Origin of the sequence: Agrobacterium sp. MCAB5, assembly GCF_052114365.1 — a bacterium.
Classification (GTDB): Bacteria; Pseudomonadota; Alphaproteobacteria; order Rhizobiales; family Rhizobiaceae; genus Agrobacterium; species Agrobacterium tumefaciens.
Genome location: NZ_JBFREP010000010.1, coordinates 148,787 through 167,954, shown reverse-complemented (window position 1 = coordinate 167,954; position 19,168 = coordinate 148,787). Strand labels below are relative to the sequence as shown.

The following is a 19,168-nucleotide window of genomic DNA, read 5'->3' as shown; positions in this document are numbered from 1 at the left end:
TTTATCAGCCCAGCCTATGGGCGTCAAGCAGTTCGCAATGCAGATGATCTTAGCCTTCAGTCATAATACTGTAACGCAAGGACCGTAATTCCGCAGAAAAGGCGGCTTGATTTTTAATCTGGTAAATGGATTAATAGGGTCGCCTTCTTCTCAGTGACTTTAAAAAGGGAACATAGTCATGCTGAAATGGACCTTGCGGCGTATCATGGCGGGCGCGTTGGCGTCGGCGTCGATCATCAGTGTTGCGAATGCCGGAGAACTTGTGGTCTACACCGCTCATGGGGAGGCGACATCTGCTCCCATCCTCGACGCTTTTGCCAAGGAAAATCCGGATGTGAAGGTGACCGTCGTGCGCGGCGGTACTGGCGAGCTGATCGAGCGCCTGCGTGCAGAAGGTGGCAATTCCTCGGCAGACGTCATGTGGGGCGGACCGACGCAGACCTTCGAAGAAAATGCAGCCCTCTTCCAATCGTTCGAAAGCAAGTCCGACGCCGACATGGTGACTAACGATCCCAATCACATCTGGCATCCGTTCACGGTGCTGCTGCAGCCGCTGGTCGTCAGCACCAAACGCGTCGAGGCCGGCTCCATACCAAGGACGCAGAAAGATCTCGTCTCACAGGACTTCGCAAAGAACGGTGGCCTGATTATTCCAGACCCTGCAAAATCCGGCACCGGCTATGTCATTCTTTCCGCTCTTGCTGGCAATTTCGGTTGGGATTTCGTCGGTCAAATGGCCAAGGGTGCGCGCATTGCTCCCGGTTCCGATGATGCCTTCAACGCCGTGCGCGACGGTGAAGCAGCAGTTGGCTGGATCAACGAGGATCTGGGTGCCAAGTGGAAGGCTCAAGGTCTGCCGATCGAAATCGTCTATCCGACTGATGCGGTTACCGGCCAGATCGATGCGCAAGCCATAGTCAAGGGCGCGCAGCACATCGAAGACGCCAAGAGCTTCATCGATTTCCTCGGCAGCAAAATGGCGCATGAAATTGTTCGCGACGCCACCGTTCGACGCTCGGCACGCAAGGATGTAACGCCTCCCGCCGCTCTGCCTGACATGGCTACGCTCACGATCGTATCCGCTGTCGATCCGCGCCCTGTGGTCGTGGCTCGCTTTCAGGAGCTTCGCGGAAAATGAAGGTGCTGCGCGACAATTGGCTGATATTTTCAATCGTCGCGCTCGTGCTCTGCGGCCTGACGATTGTTGTCCCGCAGGTTCGCCTCACGGCCGCCTCCCTCCTGGAGGAGGGCGGCCGTTTTACTCTTCTGCATAATAAAGACGGCTTGCAATTCGTCCCGGAAATGACCGCCCGATACAGCGTTGCTAAACTTTCTGACGGCGTTGCGATAACGCTGGGTTCGACTGACAGTCTGACTGTAGACGTCCAGGATGACCGAACGCTGCGCCTCTCTTCGCAACAGCCGATTTCGGTTGATAAGGACGAGGCAGGTTTACTTGAACTCGATCTGGGCTCGGCTCGGTTCACGCTTTCGCAGCAGGCGCCCCGGGGGCTATTCGCGACAACTGCACCAGCGCCTTTAGATATCAAGGCGCAGTCGCTCAACGCCGTCCTGCTCTCACATGCCGCGAACGCCTACATCACCTTCGAAAACAAATCGCTGTCGCTCTCTGCTGTCCACTATACCGATTTCTTTACACGCTCGGAAACCCTTTCCGCCACGGTAAACAGCCTGCTGATCGCGTTGACGTCCACCGGACTTGCCGCTTTGATCGGCGTATCGCTGGCTTATCTTATCGCACGTTACCGGGTCGCGGGCAGCACTGCTATCGTCTTTCTTGTCACTATGGCGTCCGTGTCTCCACCATTTCTGGGGGCATACGCCTGGCGCTTGCTTCTGGGACGAAACGGCGTTCTGACCAACTATCTCGGCCTCGATGTCTCGATTGTCGGCTTGCATGGCGTCATTTGGGTCATCACCTGGCTGGTCTTTCCAATCATCTTTCTGCTCAGTCACAGCTCGTTTCAGAGTTTGGACGCTGGCCATATCGAGGCAGCGGAAAGCCTTGGTGCCAAGCCGCCTCGTGTGCGCATGACGGTCGAAATTCCGCTGGCACTCCCCGGCATCATCACCGGTCTCTATCTGGCAACGATGGCAGCCCTGTCTGACTTCGGAACGCCGCGCATCATTGGCCTCGATGTCAACGCACTGCCGGTTCTGATCTATACGTCCTTCCTGAGTGAGGCAGGACGCAATCCGGCGCTTGCGGCCACAGGATCGATTGTGCTCATCACCATCTCGAGCCTGTTCCTCATGGCGCAGCAAATCTATTTGGCGCGACGCGGTTTTGCCGTGGTGTCGTCGCGGGCGCTGGAACGCAAGCCGCTATCGCCTCTTGCTCATGTCACAGTGCTTGGCGCGGTCATCATTGCCCTTCTCATGGCATTCACGCCCCACCTGACGGTGCTGGTTTCCAGCTTCATGGAATGGCGGGTCGGCCTACCCAGGGCGAACTTTACGCTGGAAAACTACGCCACTATGTGGCGCACCGGCATGGGGCCGGCTTGGGTGACCTTGTCGCTTGGTATTGCCGGAACGCTGGCGGCAACAGCAATCGGGTTGGGGATTGCATATGTGATTATACGCAAGCGCTACCGGATCATCGCCCCCGTTCTCAGCCTCACCGTCATGATGCCCTATGTCATTCCCGGCACGGTGCTCGGTATCGGTCTCATCATGATGTTCAACAAGGCGCCGCTGCAACTGACCGGCACCTGGTTCATCCTTCTCCTTGCCTATCTCATTCGTAACCTGCCTTTTACGGTGAAGGCGTCAGAGGCGGCCCTGAGGCGCGTTCACCCGGCTCTCGAAGAGGCCGCAATCAGTCTTGGAGCGCGCCCATTCAGGGTCTTCTTCACCATAACGGCACCTCTGGTCCTGGCGGGTGCGGTAACCGGTGCAACGCTCACCTTCCTTCACATCGTCACGGAGCTGTCGTCTACCATCGTTCTCTATCGTCCGCCGTGGAAGCCGATGACAGCCGTGATCTTCGAAAACACGCTGGTCGATGCCGATTTCGGTGTCTCTGCAGCACAGACCATCCTGCTGATGCTGATCATTTACATCCCTCTCTATTTCATTGTCCGCTACGGCCAAATTCGAGGAAATTCCGGTGGTTGAAACCTCATCTTCCAAAACTCCAACCCAAGGCTGCGAGGTCGTCATCGACGCCGTCTCCAAGACCTTTGGCAATCATGCAGTTCTGAAAGACATCAGCCTCACGATCAGGCCCGGCGAATTCTTCACGCTGCTAGGGCCGTCCGGTTGCGGCAAGACGACACTTTTGCGCGCCATTGCAGGTTTCCACCCAATCGACGGCGGAAAAATACTGTTCAACGGGCAGAACGTGACCTCGCTCGCCGCCTGGGACAGAAATATCGGCTTCGTCTTTCAGAACTATGCGCTATGGCCAAACCAGACCGTGTTCGACAATGTCGCTTACGGGCTCAAGCTGCGTAAGGTTCCGAAGAACGAAGTTGCTGAAAGGGTTCGGGCCGCACTGGCCCAGGTCGAGCTTCACGGCGTCGAGAAGCGCTATCCCGCAGAAATGAGTGGGGGTATGCAGCAACGCATCGCGCTGGCGCGTGCACTTGTCATCAACCCGCCGCTGCTTCTCATGGACGAGCCCATGTCCAACCTTGATGCGCGTCTTCGCGTGGCTCTTCGCCATGAACTGCGCAGTCTGCAGAAGAGACTCGGTCTCACAGCAATCTATGTGACGCATGATCAGGAAGAAGCCCTCGAAATGTCGGACCGGATCGCCGTGATGCAGAATGGAATCGTGCAGCAGCTTGCAGATCCCGAAACAATTTATTCGCGACCGGCGAACCGCTTCGTTGCCGAGTTCGTCGGCAGCGCAAACTTTCTGGAGGGCGAATTTGATGAGACCGGCTTCCAGATGGCTGACGGATCGAGACTTCCTATCACAGGAAGCGGCCACCGCGGTAAAGGCACACTTGTCGTGCGTCCCGAACAGGTAATGACCCGCGAAAACGGCAGCGCTCTCGTCAATGCAACGGTGAAAGATCGCCGCTTCATGGGCAAGGCCTGGACGCAGAGCCTTCGACTTGAGAACGGTGCGACCATCTCGGTGGAAACACGGCACGCACTCGATCTCGACTCGCGCGTCGGTGTGGATTTCGAGACGATAACTTTTCTACCCTCGGGAGTATGAGATGGCGGACCTGTCGCTTGACGAACTGATGCAGCTTGCATTGTCCGCCGCACTTGCCGGAGGCGCTGAACTGAGGACGCATTTCGGCGCCATGTCCCGCGATAGTGTTCAACGAAAAGCTTTGGGTGATTATGCGTCCAAGGCCGATCTTGCTGCCGAGGAGGCTATTGCCGCAGTTCTGGCAAGGGCAGGTGATCGCTACGGTTTCGTGGGTGAAGAAACCGGTACGCGCAAGCCAGACGCACGACGCCGCTGGGTGGTAGACCCGCTCGACGGAACCAGCAACTTCATCTGGGGCATCCCCTATTTTGCTGTCAGCATCGCGCTTTGCGACGACGATGGCGAAATACTGGGCGTCGTCCTTGACCCATTGCGGGACGAGATGTTCACGGCAGTTCGAGGGCAGGGTGCCCAGATGAACGGTAAGGAACTGACACGGTTGGAAGAGAAAAAGCCCGAAGAATCCATCATATCTCTATCTATGCCGATCCACGGACAGTTGAAGTCGATGGACCGCAGTGCTTTCTTCCGGGCCCTTGATACCATCACCAACGAGACGGCAGGCATCCGCAGACTCGGCTCGGCCGCACTTGATCTCGCATATGTTGGCGCGGGCAGGTTAAATGGCTATTTCGAAGACGGCCTTAGCCATTACGACTACGCGGCTGGCAAGATTATTGCCCAGGAAGCCGGAGCGCTTGTTACCTCCCTCAATGGCGGTGTTGTAGAAGACGGCGGTTCACTGTTGGCGGGAACGTCATCCATACATCAGTGGCTCAAATCCAAGTTTCAGCAAGCGGAGACTCCAAGCTGAAAGGTCTCACAACCGCAGGCCGCTTTTGATGTCGCAACTGTCAAGCTTTAGACCTGACTGCTCTTAGTTCGCCGTAGATACCTAGAGACGCGTAACGTTTTCAATCTTTGTACCGATGCATCGTGCTTTTTCCAGAATGCAGGTTTGTGCGGTGATGAGCGTGCGCAAGTCCAGGGGCTGAAGCTTTCGGGTGGTCCTATGCGTTATGATCCAGGAGACAAGATGCGTGCCCCTCGGTAACATCGACAGACTTCTCGTGGCTGCGTTCAGGCAGCCACCGGCTGCACCCGGCGCTGGCGCGCCACTTTTCTCACGGGGCTTTTCAAGGCCACAGGGCCTGTGTCGCTCAGGGCCGACAAGACGGCCTGCGTCAGCGAAGCGGCAACGAAGTCGGCGCTTATGTCTTGTGGGTCGATTGGCGCTTCGCGCCCGCTTTCTCCCATCGGCAACAAAATGCCGACACGAAGAGAAGGTCTTACACGCTTCAAACGACGCACGATCTGTCGTGCGTGCGATTTCGAGTTCTCATTGAGAAACGTAACGACAACGGTGTCGATATCGTCAGCCACCAGAGCCTTTAAATCTCGCCCTTCAATCACTGTATAGTCTGCTTGTCTGATCTGCGCACCCTGAACCAAGAGAACTTGCGATAACATCGCAGACGCTGCATCGTCCATGGCCCCTCTGCCTCCCAGGGATAGAATTGATCTGCCTTTACCGTCCGGTAGCGCGATTGTCTCTTTGGTCTCTGGCGCTGAAGTCTGTTCGTCTTCCGACAGTCCCTCGTTTTCCTCTTCGCTCGCAATCTCTGCAAGATTTTCAATGAGGGCATGGGCGCTGGAGGCAAGAAGCGCGATCTGAGCCTCTGTCATCACGCCGCGCTGGCGGTCCGCTTCGCCCAGGATCAAGGCAGGAAGACCAACTTTTTCGTAGTAGTCGATGAGATATTCCTCTTCGAGAAACTCTTCGGCGTTGTCAGTCGCTTCGTTGGGGTCGCCGGAGAGCAGCCGCTGGTAAAGCTTTTCCTGCGGTTGGAGGACTGGTTCATTTCCGAGCAGAACGTCCAGAAAACTGAACTCGGGGACATATCTGCCAAGAACGACCAGACACACCGTGAGAGGTGTCGACAGCATTAACCCCAGCGGTCCCCAGAGCCAGGACCAGAAGATTGCGGAGACGATGATCGCCATCGGAGACAAGCCGGTGTGGCTACCATAAAGCCAAGGTTCAACGACGTTATTGCTGATCAGTTCGGTGATAATGAAAAGTGCCGCGACCCACGCGACCAACGACCAGCCGGGAGAGATTGCAAGGGCGAGGAACAGCGGCAATACCATTCCGATAACGGGACCAATATAGGGCACGAAACGCAGAACCAGCGTCAGCAGACCCCACAGGATCGCGTTCGGAATGCCAAGCACCCAAAGCCCAATGGTGATGGGAAAGGCGTAAAGGGCATTTACCACCAATTGCATCAGAAGGTATTTCCCAACCCGTTTTCCAGCGTCCTGCAGCGCTGCCGTCGTGCGATGCAGGTCACCAAGTCCAACCAGCCTGATGAACCTGTCGCGAAGGTCCTCGCGCTCGATCAACATGAAAATCACAAGAACGATGACCAAACCTGCCGTTGCAAACGGGCTGATAAGCGGAAGAATGAAATTGCCAAGTGTCTCGACCGGATGGGATCGCGTGACGATTTCAACGGGCATCGGCTCTCGCATGGTTGGTGCGGTCGACTGCTCGTCCTGACTTTCGACGGCGCGTGTCTGCAACTCGGCGCCGACACGCTCGACAACCTTGCTCAGATGTTCGAGCACACCATTCCCTGATCCGGCTTGGCTGAGCGCCTGAACCTTGGTGACGATATTGCGCTGATATGTCGGGATGTTTTCGGCAAGATTTGTCACCTGCGTGGCGACGACGAAACTGAACAGCGCAATTGCCATGAAGGCTGAGGCGACCGCCAAAATAACGGCGGCAATCTTGGGCACAGAGTGTTTTCGGAGAAAAGAGACAATAGGTGCCAGAGTGAATGTCAGGAGGAGAGCCAAGGCTAATGGCACGAAGATTTCCTGACCCACGTGCAGGATGACCGCGACGCCAATCAGAATGAGAATCGTTCGTCCAGAAAGCCTGGTGTTAGCCAGCGGACCTTGATGAGAAACGGCCATAAGTTTTCCGATGTAGTTTGTTGTTAAAGCGCCAGTGTCCATCAGCAGTCCGCCTTTAGATGCACCGATGAACTCAAAAAATATGTGCCATGTCCGCATCTGCTTTATGAAGATCAGCTTTAACTCGCGAAAGACGTTAAAGATGCAAGGGCGTGCCTCACATCTTTCTCTCGACCTTGCAGTCCTGTAGTAGCGCCAATGTAAGGGAAAATATTTCTTAGAAATTACTGTGGCCTATCGGAATCGAAAAAGGGGTGTAGGGCCTGAGCGATGAAGGGCGATTGGTGCTGTCACATAGGCAGGATCGAGGCGATTGAGCGTAACTGGTTCGGTTTCAATGGATGGAGATAGCTTGCGCAACGCTCTTGAACGCAACTCTCCACATCCCCATTCATATTAGGCTGAGGCATATCTCTTTTATGGAGCACGATTGTATGACAGCGAGAACGTGGAACGCCCACGGCACATCGGACGACTTCGTGGATAGTGCTGAGCGGCTCCGCCGTCTGCGGCGGCTGTCGGGCATCGCTCGTATGATGGACACAGCGATCCGCATTCCTGGCACGGGAATCCGTTTTGGTGCAGATTCCATCATGGGTTTGCTGCCACTGATTGGTGATGGTGCGGGCGCGATTGTCGGCCTGTATATCGTCAATGAAGCGCGCCGCCTTGGTGTGCCGCAGCAAAAGCTTGCGCGAATGGTTGGCAACATCGCCATGGATGCTCTTGTGGGCAGTGTTCCTGTCTTCGGTGATCTGTTTGATATTTATTTCAAATCGCACCGCCGTAACGTCGATATGATCATCCAGCACTTTGGCATTCATGGCGACGAGTTACGGCGGAAGCGGAAATAAGCCTCGACGATGGCCCGAAAAATCCTGGCGGCGGTTCTGGAGTCGGAGTCGAGGTGTACCGTTTCGTCGTCGGTGGTCGAGACCACGTCTTTCAGCCTGTGCACATTGTTGGCTGTCGCCTTAGGGCGGGTAGGCTCAACTAAGATCCTTCAGTGCCGGATAGAGGCCGCCCTGGCGGACGGAGACGTCCCTGTTTCGCCGGGGTCAGCCGGCTTTCCTGCGCGCTCGCAATCCACGCGATGGCTGTCAAAACACCAGATCGTCACTGAAAGCTGAGGTCATGTTACCTGCGACCAAATCGCCAGTCGGAGCGCTAGAATCAGAATTCCGCCAGTAAGGGGGGGCCTAAACGCGATTCCGCGTTCAACGGACGTGCTCTATAAATCCAATGGAAATCAGCCTGTGAACAATGCTGGGGACAGTTCGGCTCCTTTCAAGAGCTAAAGATAAAGATACCCCTTGTCTCAGTTCAGCAGACCCAACTTTTTTCTAAGCGCTTCCGACCAGACCGCGTAGCCTGCCGCATTCAGGTGAACCAGATCGGATAAATAATAACGGAACATCGGCAGGCCATTTTCACCAATGAGGCCGGCGTTCGGATCAAGCCATGTCGTGTGTTCGCGGCCGTTGCACCATTCGTGCGCCGTCTGGTTGAAAAGATCGAATTCGTGGCGGTATATCCAGCGCGCCGGACTGGGCTTGATCGCCAGAACAAAGACGTGCGCCTGCGGTAGCGCTCGAGAGATGCGATCGCGCAAATCCTGCAGGTGCGCAAGCGTCGTCTGCGCTTTGAGGCCGTCGCTGGCAATATCGTTTTCGCCGAAATAAAGCGCCACTCTACCTGGCTTCAAGGGAACCAGGAGCCGGTCGAGGTAGTGGCTGGCAGAGAGGTAAGTGCCACCGCCAAATCCCAGATTGACGATCTCCAGCGAGCCGAGATCCTCGGTGATGGAGCTCCAGATTCGAAACGAGGATGAGCCATAAAAGGCGATCGGATTGTCTGGAAGGCCGATGCGCTGAATGCGGGCCAGAACGGCAATGATATCATTTTCGTGGCGGCTGGTGCCGATATTGGCTGGGAAGTCGTACATGATTGGCCCTAAAGATTGTCTTGAAAGCCGGATGCCGCCATTTCGGCAACCGGCGATCGGCAAGGGTTATAAAAGCGCTTGCTGCAGGACAGTCAGAGCGCCTTTTGTGAGGGCGTCATCCGCACCCATGGATGTCTTGAGCCCGAACACATCGGCGGCAACCAGATAGAGATCGTTCAGCCCGTCATTGCCGACGATAGCTGCCTCGTCTCCTTCCGCATACCATCCGGCCTCGCGGGCTTGCCGAAACTCCTGCCCGATGACCAGTCCCCGCACATAGGATCGCAACTGATCCGGCGAAAGCCGGCCCGCAAGCCCGCCGGTTCGCGCCGAAAACAGCAGCGACAGCATGGCGGCGGATCGTTTTGCCTCTGTCAGACCCCAGCGATAGGCCTCCTGATCATCGACCGGCGGCTGCGTGGAACCGCGCGCGATGAAGGAGTGATTGATAAGCAGGTTGAAGATTTCACCAGTGACGAATGTCTGGAAGCCATCGATCCTTCCCGCCTTCACCCGCGCCCATTTGCTGTGTGTTCCAGGGATGATCAAGGTGGCGTCTTCGCCTAGGCCGTGGCCGACGATCTGGGTTTCTTCGCCGCGCATCACGTCCGGGAAGGGCTGGCGCGCGGGGTCGGTCAGACCGGGCAGGAAGACGAGATCGGACCCGTTCGGCAACGAACTGCGCACCGTGCCGGCGGCAAGTTCCGCTGGGCCGGCCGGGCACGGCACATAAGCGACCTCGACCCAGCCGTTGCGGCTGGTGATCATTCCGAGTGCGGCGACGGGCAAGGCCCCATGGCTTGAGAACCAGGGTGCGAGTGCATCCATCAGCGCCGCCTCGTGCTCACCCTTGCCAAGGCTCGAAATACCGTCGGCGGTTTCAAGATGATCGAGTTCTTCGCCGCCTTCATCAACGAGCGCCGCCCTCAATGATGTCGTTCCCCAATCGACGATGATCGATGTCGCCGGTGCTGCCATGTCTTGAACCTCCTCGTTCATTTCATCTTGGGGCTTGTCATAGGTCGCAAGTCTATATAGTGTCAATTAGTGAATTCAAGGTATCAAAATATGATACTTAATCGGGAGGAGAAAGATGGTGGCTGGCCTTAAGGGGATTTTGCCTGTTCTGCCTACGCCGTTTCTGGCTGATGGCGGCATTGACGAAGCGGGTATGAAGCGACTGGTGGTCTTTGCGCTCGACAAGGGCGTCGATGGTGTCGTGTTTCCCGGTTTCGCCAGCGAGGTGGAGACTTTGAATGCCGCCGAGCGTGCGGCGTTGCTGAAAATTGTCGTCGATGTGGTAGCCGGGCGGGTGCCGGTCGTGGCCGGGGCAAGTGCGGCCGACTGGCGTGATGTGGTTGAGCACGGGCGGGCGGCATCGGCGCTTGGCATCCGCCACCTGATGGTGCAGGTGCCCAAGTCGGTCGGCACGGATGCGCCGGCGCTGATCGAATTCCTCGGCAGGATCGTCGAGGCGCTGCCCGAAGTTGAAATCATCCTGCAGAACGCGCCCGCGCCGCGCGGCTCCGACCTTTCGCCGCAGGCGATCGTGGAGATCGTGCGGGCGTTGCCGCAGGTGACCTATGTCAAGGAAGAGACGCTTCCTGCCGGCCCAGCCATCAGCCACATCGTCGCCCATGCGCCTTCGACACTGAAGGGCGTCATCGGCGGGGGCGGCGCGCGTTACATTCTCGACGAATATGCCCGAGGTGCTACGGCCGCAATGCCGGCGCTGGAGATCGCCGAGGAACATGTTGCCATCGATCGGGCGCTTGTTGCCGGGCGGCAGGAGGAGGCTCGTCGGATTTATGTCCGCACCCTGCCTCTTCTGGTGCTGCAGGCGGTCTATCGTATGCGGCTGACCAAATATGTGCTGGCCCGTCGCGGCGTGATCGAAGGCGTCGGTGTGCGTGCGCCGACACCCGAGCTTGATGCGGCGGCCATTGCCGATATCGACACCAATCTGGTCGAACTTGGCCTCGTTGCCGTGGAGGCCGCATGAACAGCCCCATCGCAAGCGTCGAAGTCTTCACCCTGACCCAGCCGCGCAAAGTGCCTTATCTCGGCGCCTTGCGTGAAGGTGAGGTGGTCAATCCCAACGGCTATATCGTACGCAAGGGAAATCGCACGGTTTACCCGACCTTCGACCGCAGCGTGCTGGTGCGCATGAGGACCGAGGCCGGCGTCGTGGGCTGGGGTGAGACCTACGGTATCGTCGCCCCCGGTGCGGTCGCCGCTCTCATCAACGATCTTCTCGCCGGTTTCGTGATCGGCCGCGATGCTTCGGACCCTTCGGCGATCTATGACGACCTTTACGACATGATGCGGGTGCGCGGTTATACCGGTGGCTTCTACGTGGATGCGCTCGCCGCGCTCGATATTGCGCTATGGGATATTGCCGGACAGGAAGCCGGCAAGTCCGTTCGCGACCTGCTCGGCGGCGGCGTGGATACGTTTCCGGCCTATGTTTCAGGCCTGCCTGAAAAGACGCTCAAGGCCCGCGGGGAATTGGCGAAATACTGGCAGGACCGCGGTTTCAACGCCTTCAAGTTCGCAACGCCGGTGGCAGACGATGGCCCGGCGGCCGAAATGGCGAATCTCCGGAAGGTGCTTGGACCCGATGCGAAGATCGCCGCCGACATGCACTGGAACCAGACGCCGGAACGGGCGCTGGAACTGATTGCCGAAATGCAGCCCTTCGACCCGTGGTTCGCAGAGGCTCCGGTCTGGACGGAGGACATTGCGGGTCTGGAGAAGGTTTCGAAGAACACCGAAGTGCCGATTGCAGTTGGTGAGGAATGGCGCACCCATTGGGATATGCGCGCCCGCGTCGAGCGCTGCCGCATTGCGATCGTGCAGCCGGAAATGGGCCATAAGGGTATCACCAATTTCATCCGTATCGGTGCTCTTGCTTCCGAGCACGGCATCGATGTCATCCCGCACGCCACCGTTGGCGCCGGCATATTTCTTGCCGCCAGCCTGCAGGCGTCGTCGACATTGCCAACGCTCAAAGGTCACGAATTCCAGCATTCGATCTTCGAGCCGAACCGTCACCTGCTGGAAGGCGACATGGATTGCCGGGAGGGCAGGTATCACCTGCCGTCCGGACCCGGACTTGGGGTAAGGCCGTCGGAGGCGGCACTCGGTCTGATTGAACGTATCTGAACTGGTTTTTTGGAGGAGGAAGCCATGAACAAAACAATAAGCCGATTGGCGCTCGGCACCGCGACCGCCGTTTTGATGACAATGGGCAGCCTTGCCCCGGCCAGGGCCGATACCGTTCTGAAATTCATTTCCTGGCAGACGGACGATGCCGGCACTGGCGAATGGTGGCATTCGGCCATTGCCGCCTTCGAAAAACAGCATCCGGGCGTGAAAATCGAATTCACCAAGGCCGAGCGCAGCTCGTATGCCGACACGATGACGACGCTTTTTGCGGCCAACCAGCCGCCGCAGATCGTGCATCTGGCGTCCTTCGAGTTTCAAATGTTCGCCGATAGTGGATGGTTGGAGCCGCTCGACCCGTGGCTGAAGAAGGACGACATCGACATGACGGGCTGGGCCGGCCAGCAGAAATGCGAATGGAATGGCGAAACCGTCTGCATTATGACCAACTATTTCGGTTTCGTCATGGCCTACAACAAGAAGCTTCTCGAAGAAGCGGGCGTCGCGGTTCCGAAGACCTATGACGAGTTTCTGGCCGCTGCGAAGGCGACGACCAAGGATCTGAACGGCGACGGCATCATCGACCAGTTCGGCACAGGCCATGAAACGAAAGGCGGTCCAGGTCAATATCTGACGGAGATGCTGAACTACATCCTCGACGCTGGCGCCTACTGGACCGACAAGGACGGCAATATCACCATCGATACGCCGCAGATGGTGGAGGGTCTTTCACGCTGGAAAACCGTGATGAAAAGCGGGATCAGCCCGGTCGACATGAGCGCCAGCGACGTGCGCAAGCTGTTTGCCGATGGCAAGATGGCGATGCGGCTTGATGGGCCCTGGCTTTACGGTACGACCGAAAAGGGTTCGGCCAAGGCTGATATCGTTTACGCCGCCCCGCCGCTTCATCCGCCGCTTGGCGGCTCGTCCAATGTACTCGCCATGCCAGCCGATATTCCCGACGACCAGAAGGCATTGGTCTGGGATTTCATCAAGCTGACGATGTCACCGGAATTCCAGCGCAGCTATGCCACCCTTGGCGGCAACACCCCGCCAAGCCCGACCGCCGACGTCTCGGGTGTCGAAAAGACCATCCCGCATTTTCCGGTGCTGATCGAGACGATGAAGGCCGCGTCCGAGGCGGGGATCGACCGCATTCCGACCGGACTTGAGCTCTTCTACAACGAGTTCAGCAAGATGGTGATGGAAGAAAGCCAGCGGATGATCATTCAGGATCTCGATCCGGCGGCGGTGGCGAAAACCATGCAGGCAAAGGCCGAAGCCATCAAGGGTTGATCCCGTTGTCTTGCCATGGCCCGGAAAGGGCCATGGCCATCATCCGCATCCGGCAGGAGGACCATCCATGACCGAACCCGTTCGGGCTGGGCGTCGCAAGTTCTTCGATCTTGCGCGCCCCAGCCGGCAACATCTCCTCGGCTATATTCTGATTGCGCCCGCAGTCCTGATGGTTGCCGCCATCATCGTCTGGCCGCTCGTTTTGGCCATCGACCTGTCGTTCCAGCAGGTCAAGATACCACGGCTTGGCGGTGCCAGCCGGCCGTTTTCGCTGAGCAATTACACATGGTTGTTCTCCTCGCCGGAATTCTGGCTGGCCTGCTGGGTGACGCTAAAGCTGGTCATCGTCGTAACCGCCGGCAGCGTCGCAGTCGGCCTCAGCACGGCGCTTCTCGCCAATAATCGCTTCAAGGGCCGCACCGTCGCGCGGCTGGGAATGGCGCTGCCCTGGGCGGTGCCAGAAATCATCGCGGTCGTCATCTTTGCATGGATGTTCGACACGTCCTTCGGCCTGTTCGGTTGGCTGGCGATAAAGCTTGGTTTCACCGACCAGATGATCCCCTGGGTCAGCAGTTCCACGGCCGCCTTCTGGGCCGTTGCCATCACCATGGTGTGGAAGGGCTTTCCTTTCGTGTCGATCATGTGTCTGGCGGGTCTGCAGTCCATTCCCACCGATTATTACGCCGCTGCCAAGGTGGATGGCGCCAGTGTCTGGCAGCGTTTCCGCTGGATCACCATGCCGTTGCTGATGCCGGTTCTCGGGGTCACGCTGGTGCTGACCCTGCTTTGGGTGTTCCGCGACTTTTCCATCATCAAGGTTCTGACCGGCGGCGGCCCGCTGCGTTCAACCCAGACGCTGTCGATCATGACCTACGACCAGGCCTTCCAGTATCACAACTTCGGTCGCGCCGCCGCCGTCGGCGTGCTGACGCTGGTGATCTGCATCATTGCCAGCCTGCTGATGCTCGGCCGGCGCTCGAAATCAATCTACTGAGGAGGCTTTGATGAAACGTAGCTTTGCACAGAGCCTTGCCCTCTACGCGACGGTGATCTTTACGCTGGTGATGATCCTGTTCCCGGTCTACTGGCTGCTGGTTACCGCCCTTTCCACCACCGACGAACTCTACCGCCTGCCACCGACTTTCTGGCCGGACGATCCGCAATGGGACATTTTTGCCCGTGTCTGGGCGGCAAAGCCGATCCTTCTGTGGCTGTGGAATTCGATGCTTGCCGCTGTCGGCTCGGTTGCGCTGTCGATGCTGGTTTCGGTCAGCGCCGGTTATGCCCTGTCCCGCTATTCGATGCGGGGCGGCGCTACCATGGGAATGTTCGTTCTCACAGCCAAGATGTTGCCCGCCACGCTACTCGTTATCCCGCTGTTTTCGATCTTTTCGAGCTTCGGTCTGATCGGCAGCCTATGGACGCTTGTGCTTGCACATTCGACCATGATCATTCCCTTCGCAACCTGGATGCTGAAGGGTTATTTCGACACGATCCCGAAGGAACTGGAACAGGCTGCCATGGTCGACGGCTGCTCGCCGATCGGCGCCATGGTGCGTGTCGTGCTTCCCATCGCAACACCGGGGCTTGCCGCCACCGCGCTTTACGCCTTTGTGCTCAGCTGGGCCGATTACGCCTATGCGCGTACCTTTCTGGTCAACTCGCCGGACAACTGGACCGCCAATCTCGGCATCACCACGATGCAGGGCGAATATGTCACCTATTGGAACGACATCTCCGCCGCATCGGTGTTCATCGCGCTGCCGATCATCGCAATCTATCTGTTCCTTGAACGTTATTTGGTCGGCGGTTTGACCGCTGGCGCGGAGAAATAAGCATGGCCAATATTTCCATTCGCAACGTCAGCAAGTCCTATGGCGCGCTCAACGTGCTCAGGCCCTTTTCGCTTGAGATCGAGAACGGCGAGTTCGTGGTGCTGGTCGGACCTTCCGGTTGCGGCAAGTCGACGATGTTGAAAATCCTTGCTGGTCTCGAACCGGCAAGCGAAGGGCAGATCTTCATCGGCGACAATGAAGTCACGGATCTGGCGCCCGGGGACCGCGATATAGCCATGGTGTTTCAGAATTATGCGCTCTATCCGCATCTGACGGTTCGCCAGAACATCGGCTTCGGGCTGAAGATGCGCGGCACGGACCGGCATGAGATTGACCGCCGGGTCGACGATGCGGCGCGCATTCTGGAAGTGACGCCCTATCTGGATCGTAAGCCCAAGGATCTGTCAGGCGGTCAGCGGCAGCGCGTCGCGCTTGGTCGCGCCATCGTGCGCCAGCCGCAAGCCTTCCTCATGGACGAGCCGCTGTCCAACCTCGATGCCAAGCTGCGTGTCCATATGCGTGCCGAAATCGGCGCTTTGCACAAACGCATCGGGGTCACTACCGTTTACGTGACGCATGACCAGGTGGAAGCCATGACCATGGCGGACCGGGTCGTGATCATGCAGGGCGGCATCATCCAGCAGATTGCCGCACCAGACGAACTGTTCAACAACCCGGCCAATCTTTTCGTTGCCGGTTTCATCGGCTCGCCGGGCATGAACTTCCTCAATGCGCAACTGCGTGACGGCACTGTTACCCTGTTTGGACAACATGTTTCCGTGCCGGGCGCGGCTGATCGCCAAGGCAGCGTGATCGTCGGTCTGCGGCCGGAACATCTCGTTCTCGGCGATGCGCCGGTCACCTTCGATGTTCACCCGACGCTGGTGGAAAGCCTCGGATCGGAAAAATACGTCTATTTCGACGCGGAAGGCGCAAGGGTGGCCGATGGCGAGGAGGGCAAGTCCAAGGGTCTGATCGCGCGCGTCTCGCATACCGGCAATCTTCCTGGCAACGAGGCACTCCGGCTCGGGTTCGATCCGGCCAAGCTTTATCTCTTCGATGCAAAGACCGGAGAACGGCTATGATCCTCGTCACCGGATCGGCGGGCCGTGTCGGCCGTGCCGCTGTCGCCGCCTTGCGCGCACAGGGCCGCACCGTTCGCGGTTTTGATCTCAGGCCATCGGGAACCGGCGGCGAGGAAGTCGTCGGGTCGCTGGAGGATGCGCAGGCACTGTCCGAAGCTATGAAGGGCGTGAGCGCCGTCCTGCATCTGGGAGCCTTCATGTCCTGGGCTCCGGCGGATCGCGATCGTATGTTCGCTGTCAATGTCGAGGGTACGCGCCGGCTTCTGGATGCGGCTTCAGCGGCTGGCGTGCGGCGTTTCGTGTTCGCTTCCTCAGGCGAGGTCTATCCGGAAAACCGACCGGAATTCCTGCCGGTCACCGAGGATCATCCGCTTTGCCCCAATTCGCCCTATGGCCTGACCAAGCTTTTGGGCGAAGAGCTGGTGCGCTTTCACCAGCGAAGCGGCACCATGGAAACGGTGATCCTGCGGTTTTCGCATACGCAGGATGCGGCGGAACTGCTGGACGAAAGGAGTTTCTTTTCCGGTCCCCGGTTTTTCCTGCGGCCACGCATTCGCCAGCAGCAGAATTTCGGAAACGTTGCTATCGCCGAATTGCTCCAGTCCCGAGATATCGGTGAGCCGTCGCACATTCTGTCGCGCAACAAAAACGGCCGTCCATTCCGTATGCACATCACCGATACGCGCGACATGGTGGCAGGAATTCTGCTCGCTCTCGATCACCCCGAGGCGGCGGGTTGCACCTTCAATCTCGGTTCCGACGAACCGGCCGATTTCGCCGAGCTTCTGCCGAAGATTGCGGCGCTGACCGGCCTTCCCATCGTGACAGTCGATTTTCCCGGCGACGGCGTTTATTACCATACGTCCAACGAGCGGATCAGAAACACTTTGGGGTTTGAAGCAGAATGGACGATGGACCGGATGCTGGACGAAGCGGCGGCCGCAAGGCTGGAGCGACGCGCGAAGGAGCAGAGGCGATGAAGCCCGATACCCCGGGCGGCACGGCGGCGCTGGCCAAAGGGCTGACCCTGCTCGATATGGTTGCCGACGCGCCGGAACCGCTACGTTTTGCCGAGTTGTTGCGCGCCTCCGGCCTGCCGAAGCCGACCTTTGCACGCATCCTGCGCACCCTTATCGCCTATGGTCTCGTCCGTCAGGATGCGGCCCGTGGCACTTATGTTCTGGGCCAGCGTTTTCTGGAAATGTCCCATAGGGTCTGGGAGAGTTTCGATCTCGTCTCGGCGGCGACCCCGGAACTCGAGCGGCTGGCGGCCGAACTGGGGGAAACGGTTGCGCTGTGCCGGCTTGACGGCACGATGACGCAATATCTGGCCGAACGTTCGCCGAATGGCCTTTCTGTGCGCGTCGAGGTGGGGCGCCGCGTCCCCCTGCATTGCACGGCACCCGGGAAGGCACTGCTCGCCTTTCAGGACCCCGCCGTCGGCCGTGCCCTCTTGGACCGTCTGACGCTGGATGTGCAGACCCCGAAAACCATCACCACGCTCGATGCGCTCCAGGCCGACCTGACGTTGACCCGGGCACGTGGTTATTCGATTTCTTACGAGGAGCACTTGCCAGGTGTAAATTCGGCAGCCGCCCCTGTCATGGGTCGCGACAATACGCCGATCGGCGTGCTTGTTGCGCTTGGCCCATCATCGCGACTCAGTTCCTCCAATATCCATCCAGCCGGGCGCGAATTGATTGCTGCCGCCCGCCGTATCACGGGTGCGGCTGGGGCTGTCGCCATTAGTTCCAGGCCCAGACCCCGGTCTGTCACCGGCCGTCCGAGTGCCGAGCTGAGTTGCGTCTTGCCATGGGGCGCACAGCTTGGCGAGAGTCCAGTGTGGCACGATGGCGAAAATACGCTCTACTGGGTCGATATTCTTCATCCCGCTGTCCACCGGTTTGATCCAGCGAGTGGCCGGAACGAAACCTGCGAGACCGGGAAGTTGGTCAGCGCGGTCATTCCGGTTCGCGGTGAGCGTCTGCTGGTGGCGTCTCAGGATGGGATCGAATGGCTGGATTTTGCATCAGGTCGCCTCACACCCTTCGTCAGCCCGGAGGCAGGCATCGTCGACAACCGCTTGAATGATGCCAAATGCGGGCCTGACGGTGCGATATGGGTGGGATCGATGAGGATTGACGCCTCCAAGCCCACGGGTGCGCTTTATCGTATCAGCACCGATGGCGCATTCGAACGCAAGGAAGGCGGCATCATCGTCTCCAACGGCCTCGGCTGGAGCGCGGATGGGAAAACCTTCTACTTTGTTGACACGGTACCTGGCCTCATCCACGCCTATGATTGCGATCCCGCGACCGGAACGCTGTCGGGATGCCGCGAATTCGCACGCATTCCCGTCGCTGACGGCAGGCCGGACGGTCTTGCGGTGGACGCGGAAGGAGGGGTCTGGTGTGCGATCTGGGATGGCTGGTCCGTGCGCCGTTATCTTCCAAACGGGAAGCTCGACCAGGTAATTGAGATGCCGGTGCCCCGTCCCACCAGCATCGCCTTTGGTGGCCCGGATCTGTCGACGCTGTTCATCACCAGCGCCCGCACTCGCCTGCCGGCCTCGACACTCGCCGACGCGCCTCTGTCAGGTGGACTGTTTTCCTGCCGCCCGGGAGTTTCCGGTGCGCATGTCTCATTGTTCGAAGGATAAAGG

General features: G+C 58.5%; 16 protein-coding genes. 13 read left to right on the top strand and 3 right to left on the bottom strand.

Going from position 1 to position 19,168, the window contains the following annotated elements; all coding sequences use genetic code 11:
- Positions 1-178 precede the first annotated feature (178 nt).
- From AB4Z23_RS20865 to AB4Z23_RS20850, 4 genes are read left to right on the top strand one after another with little or no spacing between them, the layout of a single operon-like run.
- Entirely contained in the window at positions 179-1,138 is a 960-nt protein-coding gene (locus AB4Z23_RS20865; RefSeq protein WP_441360720.1) for an extracellular solute-binding protein, read from the top strand.
- Positions 1,135-3,141, top strand: a complete 2,007-nt coding sequence (locus AB4Z23_RS20860; protein WP_441360719.1) for an ABC transporter permease — start codon at positions 1,135-1,137, stop codon at positions 3,139-3,141. The genes AB4Z23_RS20865 and AB4Z23_RS20860 overlap by 4 nt, the downstream gene beginning before the upstream one ends.
- On the top strand, positions 3,134-4,195 hold the full coding sequence (locus tag AB4Z23_RS20855; protein ID WP_441360718.1) for an ABC transporter ATP-binding protein: 1,062 nt from the start codon (positions 3,134-3,136) through the stop codon (positions 4,193-4,195). Before AB4Z23_RS20860 ends, AB4Z23_RS20855 begins: the two co-directional genes overlap by 8 nt.
- Before the next feature lies 1 nt (position 4,196).
- Positions 4,197-5,009 (top strand): inositol monophosphatase family protein, encoded by an 813-nt coding sequence (locus tag AB4Z23_RS20850; RefSeq protein WP_333711596.1) that lies wholly within the window; start codon positions 4,197-4,199, stop codon positions 5,007-5,009.
- Between the two features lie 266 nt (positions 5,010-5,275).
- Here AB4Z23_RS20850 and AB4Z23_RS20845 read toward each other — a convergent pair whose 3' ends face one another.
- Complete coding sequence (locus AB4Z23_RS20845) at positions 5,276-7,180, bottom strand: AI-2E family transporter (RefSeq protein ID WP_236774647.1); 1,905 nt, start codon at positions 7,178-7,180, stop codon at positions 5,276-5,278.
- Between the two features lie 434 nt (positions 7,181-7,614).
- On the opposite strand from AB4Z23_RS20845, the gene AB4Z23_RS20840 reads away from it, so the two are divergent.
- Positions 7,615-8,034, top strand: coding sequence for a DUF4112 domain-containing protein (locus tag AB4Z23_RS20840; protein ID WP_333711597.1), 420 nt, complete (start codon positions 7,615-7,617; stop codon positions 8,032-8,034).
- Positions 8,035-8,498: 464 nt separating this feature from the next.
- Here AB4Z23_RS20840 and AB4Z23_RS20835 read toward each other — a convergent pair whose 3' ends face one another.
- Both AB4Z23_RS20835 and AB4Z23_RS20830 read right to left on the bottom strand, forming a co-directional pair.
- Positions 8,499-9,125: a GDSL-type esterase/lipase family protein gene (locus AB4Z23_RS20835; protein WP_142851299.1), complete on the bottom strand. Its 627-nt coding sequence runs from the start codon at positions 9,123-9,125 to the stop codon at positions 8,499-8,501.
- Positions 9,126-9,191: 66 nt separating this feature from the next.
- Positions 9,192-10,103: a 2-dehydro-3-deoxygalactonokinase gene (locus AB4Z23_RS20830; protein ID WP_142851298.1), complete on the bottom strand. Its 912-nt coding sequence runs from the start codon at positions 10,101-10,103 to the stop codon at positions 9,192-9,194.
- Between the two features lie 115 nt (positions 10,104-10,218).
- Here AB4Z23_RS20830 and AB4Z23_RS20825 point away from each other — a divergent pair, with 115 nt between their 5' ends.
- The 8 genes from AB4Z23_RS20825 to AB4Z23_RS20790 all read left to right on the top strand — a co-directional run bounded on the left by AB4Z23_RS20825 (position 10,219) and on the right by AB4Z23_RS20790 (position 19,165).
- Positions 10,219-11,127 (top strand): dihydrodipicolinate synthase family protein, encoded by a 909-nt coding sequence (locus AB4Z23_RS20825; RefSeq protein ID WP_441360717.1) that lies wholly within the window; start codon positions 10,219-10,221, stop codon positions 11,125-11,127.
- Positions 11,124-12,290, top strand: a complete 1,167-nt coding sequence (locus AB4Z23_RS20820) for a mandelate racemase/muconate lactonizing enzyme family protein (RefSeq protein ID WP_142851297.1) — start codon at positions 11,124-11,126, stop codon at positions 12,288-12,290. The genes AB4Z23_RS20825 and AB4Z23_RS20820 overlap by 4 nt, the downstream gene beginning before the upstream one ends.
- A gap of 24 nt (positions 12,291-12,314) precedes the next feature.
- Positions 12,315-13,586, top strand: a complete 1,272-nt coding sequence (locus AB4Z23_RS20815) for an ABC transporter substrate-binding protein (protein ID WP_142851296.1) — start codon at positions 12,315-12,317, stop codon at positions 13,584-13,586.
- Positions 13,587-13,653: 67 nt separating this feature from the next.
- On the top strand, positions 13,654-14,580 hold the full coding sequence (locus AB4Z23_RS20810; protein WP_013637453.1) for a carbohydrate ABC transporter permease: 927 nt from the start codon (positions 13,654-13,656) through the stop codon (positions 14,578-14,580).
- Positions 14,581-14,590: 10 nt separating this feature from the next.
- The gene (locus AB4Z23_RS20805; RefSeq protein ID WP_003492168.1) at positions 14,591-15,421 is read left to right on the top strand and encodes a carbohydrate ABC transporter permease; all 831 of its coding nucleotides are present in this window, start codon (positions 14,591-14,593) and stop codon (positions 15,419-15,421) included.
- A 2-nt stretch (positions 15,422-15,423) separates the two neighbouring features.
- Entirely contained in the window at positions 15,424-16,506 is a 1,083-nt protein-coding gene (locus tag AB4Z23_RS20800; RefSeq protein ID WP_013637454.1) for an ABC transporter ATP-binding protein, read from the top strand.
- Positions 16,503-17,486: an NAD-dependent epimerase/dehydratase family protein gene (locus AB4Z23_RS20795; protein WP_025591563.1), complete on the top strand. Its 984-nt coding sequence runs from the start codon at positions 16,503-16,505 to the stop codon at positions 17,484-17,486. The genes AB4Z23_RS20800 and AB4Z23_RS20795 overlap by 4 nt, the downstream gene beginning before the upstream one ends.
- Complete coding sequence (locus AB4Z23_RS20790) at positions 17,483-19,165, top strand: SMP-30/gluconolactonase/LRE family protein (protein ID WP_025591564.1); 1,683 nt, start codon at positions 17,483-17,485, stop codon at positions 19,163-19,165. Before AB4Z23_RS20795 ends, AB4Z23_RS20790 begins: the two co-directional genes overlap by 4 nt.
- Positions 19,166-19,168 lie beyond the last annotated feature (3 nt).

Bases quoted from the DNA above. Each gene is read 5' to 3' on its own strand.
- AB4Z23_RS20865 (WP_441360720.1), top strand. From the start codon at position 179: ATGCTGAAATGGACCTTGCGGCGTATCATGGCGGGCGCGTTGGCGTCG.
- AB4Z23_RS20860 (WP_441360719.1), top strand. From the start codon at position 1,135: ATGAAGGTGCTGCGCGACAATTGGCTGATATTTTCAATCGTCGCGCTC.
- AB4Z23_RS20850 (WP_333711596.1), top strand. From the start codon at position 4,197: ATGGCGGACCTGTCGCTTGACGAACTGATGCAGCTTGCATTGTCCGCC.
- AB4Z23_RS20845 (WP_236774647.1), bottom strand. From the start codon at position 7,180: ATGGCCGTTTCTCATCAAGGTCCGCTGGCTAACACCAGGCTTTCTGGA.
- AB4Z23_RS20840 (WP_333711597.1), top strand. From the start codon at position 7,615: ATGACAGCGAGAACGTGGAACGCCCACGGCACATCGGACGACTTCGTG.
- AB4Z23_RS20835 (WP_142851299.1), bottom strand. From the start codon at position 9,125: ATGTACGACTTCCCAGCCAATATCGGCACCAGCCGCCACGAAAATGAT.
- AB4Z23_RS20830 (WP_142851298.1), bottom strand. From the start codon at position 10,103: ATGGCAGCACCGGCGACATCGATCATCGTCGATTGGGGAACGACATCA.
- AB4Z23_RS20825 (WP_441360717.1), top strand. From the start codon at position 10,219: ATGGTGGCTGGCCTTAAGGGGATTTTGCCTGTTCTGCCTACGCCGTTT.
- AB4Z23_RS20820 (WP_142851297.1), top strand. From the start codon at position 11,124: ATGAACAGCCCCATCGCAAGCGTCGAAGTCTTCACCCTGACCCAGCCG.
- AB4Z23_RS20815 (WP_142851296.1), top strand. From the start codon at position 12,315: ATGAACAAAACAATAAGCCGATTGGCGCTCGGCACCGCGACCGCCGTT.
- AB4Z23_RS20810 (WP_013637453.1), top strand. From the start codon at position 13,654: ATGACCGAACCCGTTCGGGCTGGGCGTCGCAAGTTCTTCGATCTTGCG.
- AB4Z23_RS20805 (WP_003492168.1), top strand. From the start codon at position 14,591: ATGAAACGTAGCTTTGCACAGAGCCTTGCCCTCTACGCGACGGTGATC.
- AB4Z23_RS20800 (WP_013637454.1), top strand. From the start codon at position 15,424: ATGGCCAATATTTCCATTCGCAACGTCAGCAAGTCCTATGGCGCGCTC.
- AB4Z23_RS20795 (WP_025591563.1), top strand. From the start codon at position 16,503: ATGATCCTCGTCACCGGATCGGCGGGCCGTGTCGGCCGTGCCGCTGTC.
- AB4Z23_RS20790 (WP_025591564.1), top strand. From the start codon at position 17,483: ATGAAGCCCGATACCCCGGGCGGCACGGCGGCGCTGGCCAAAGGGCTG.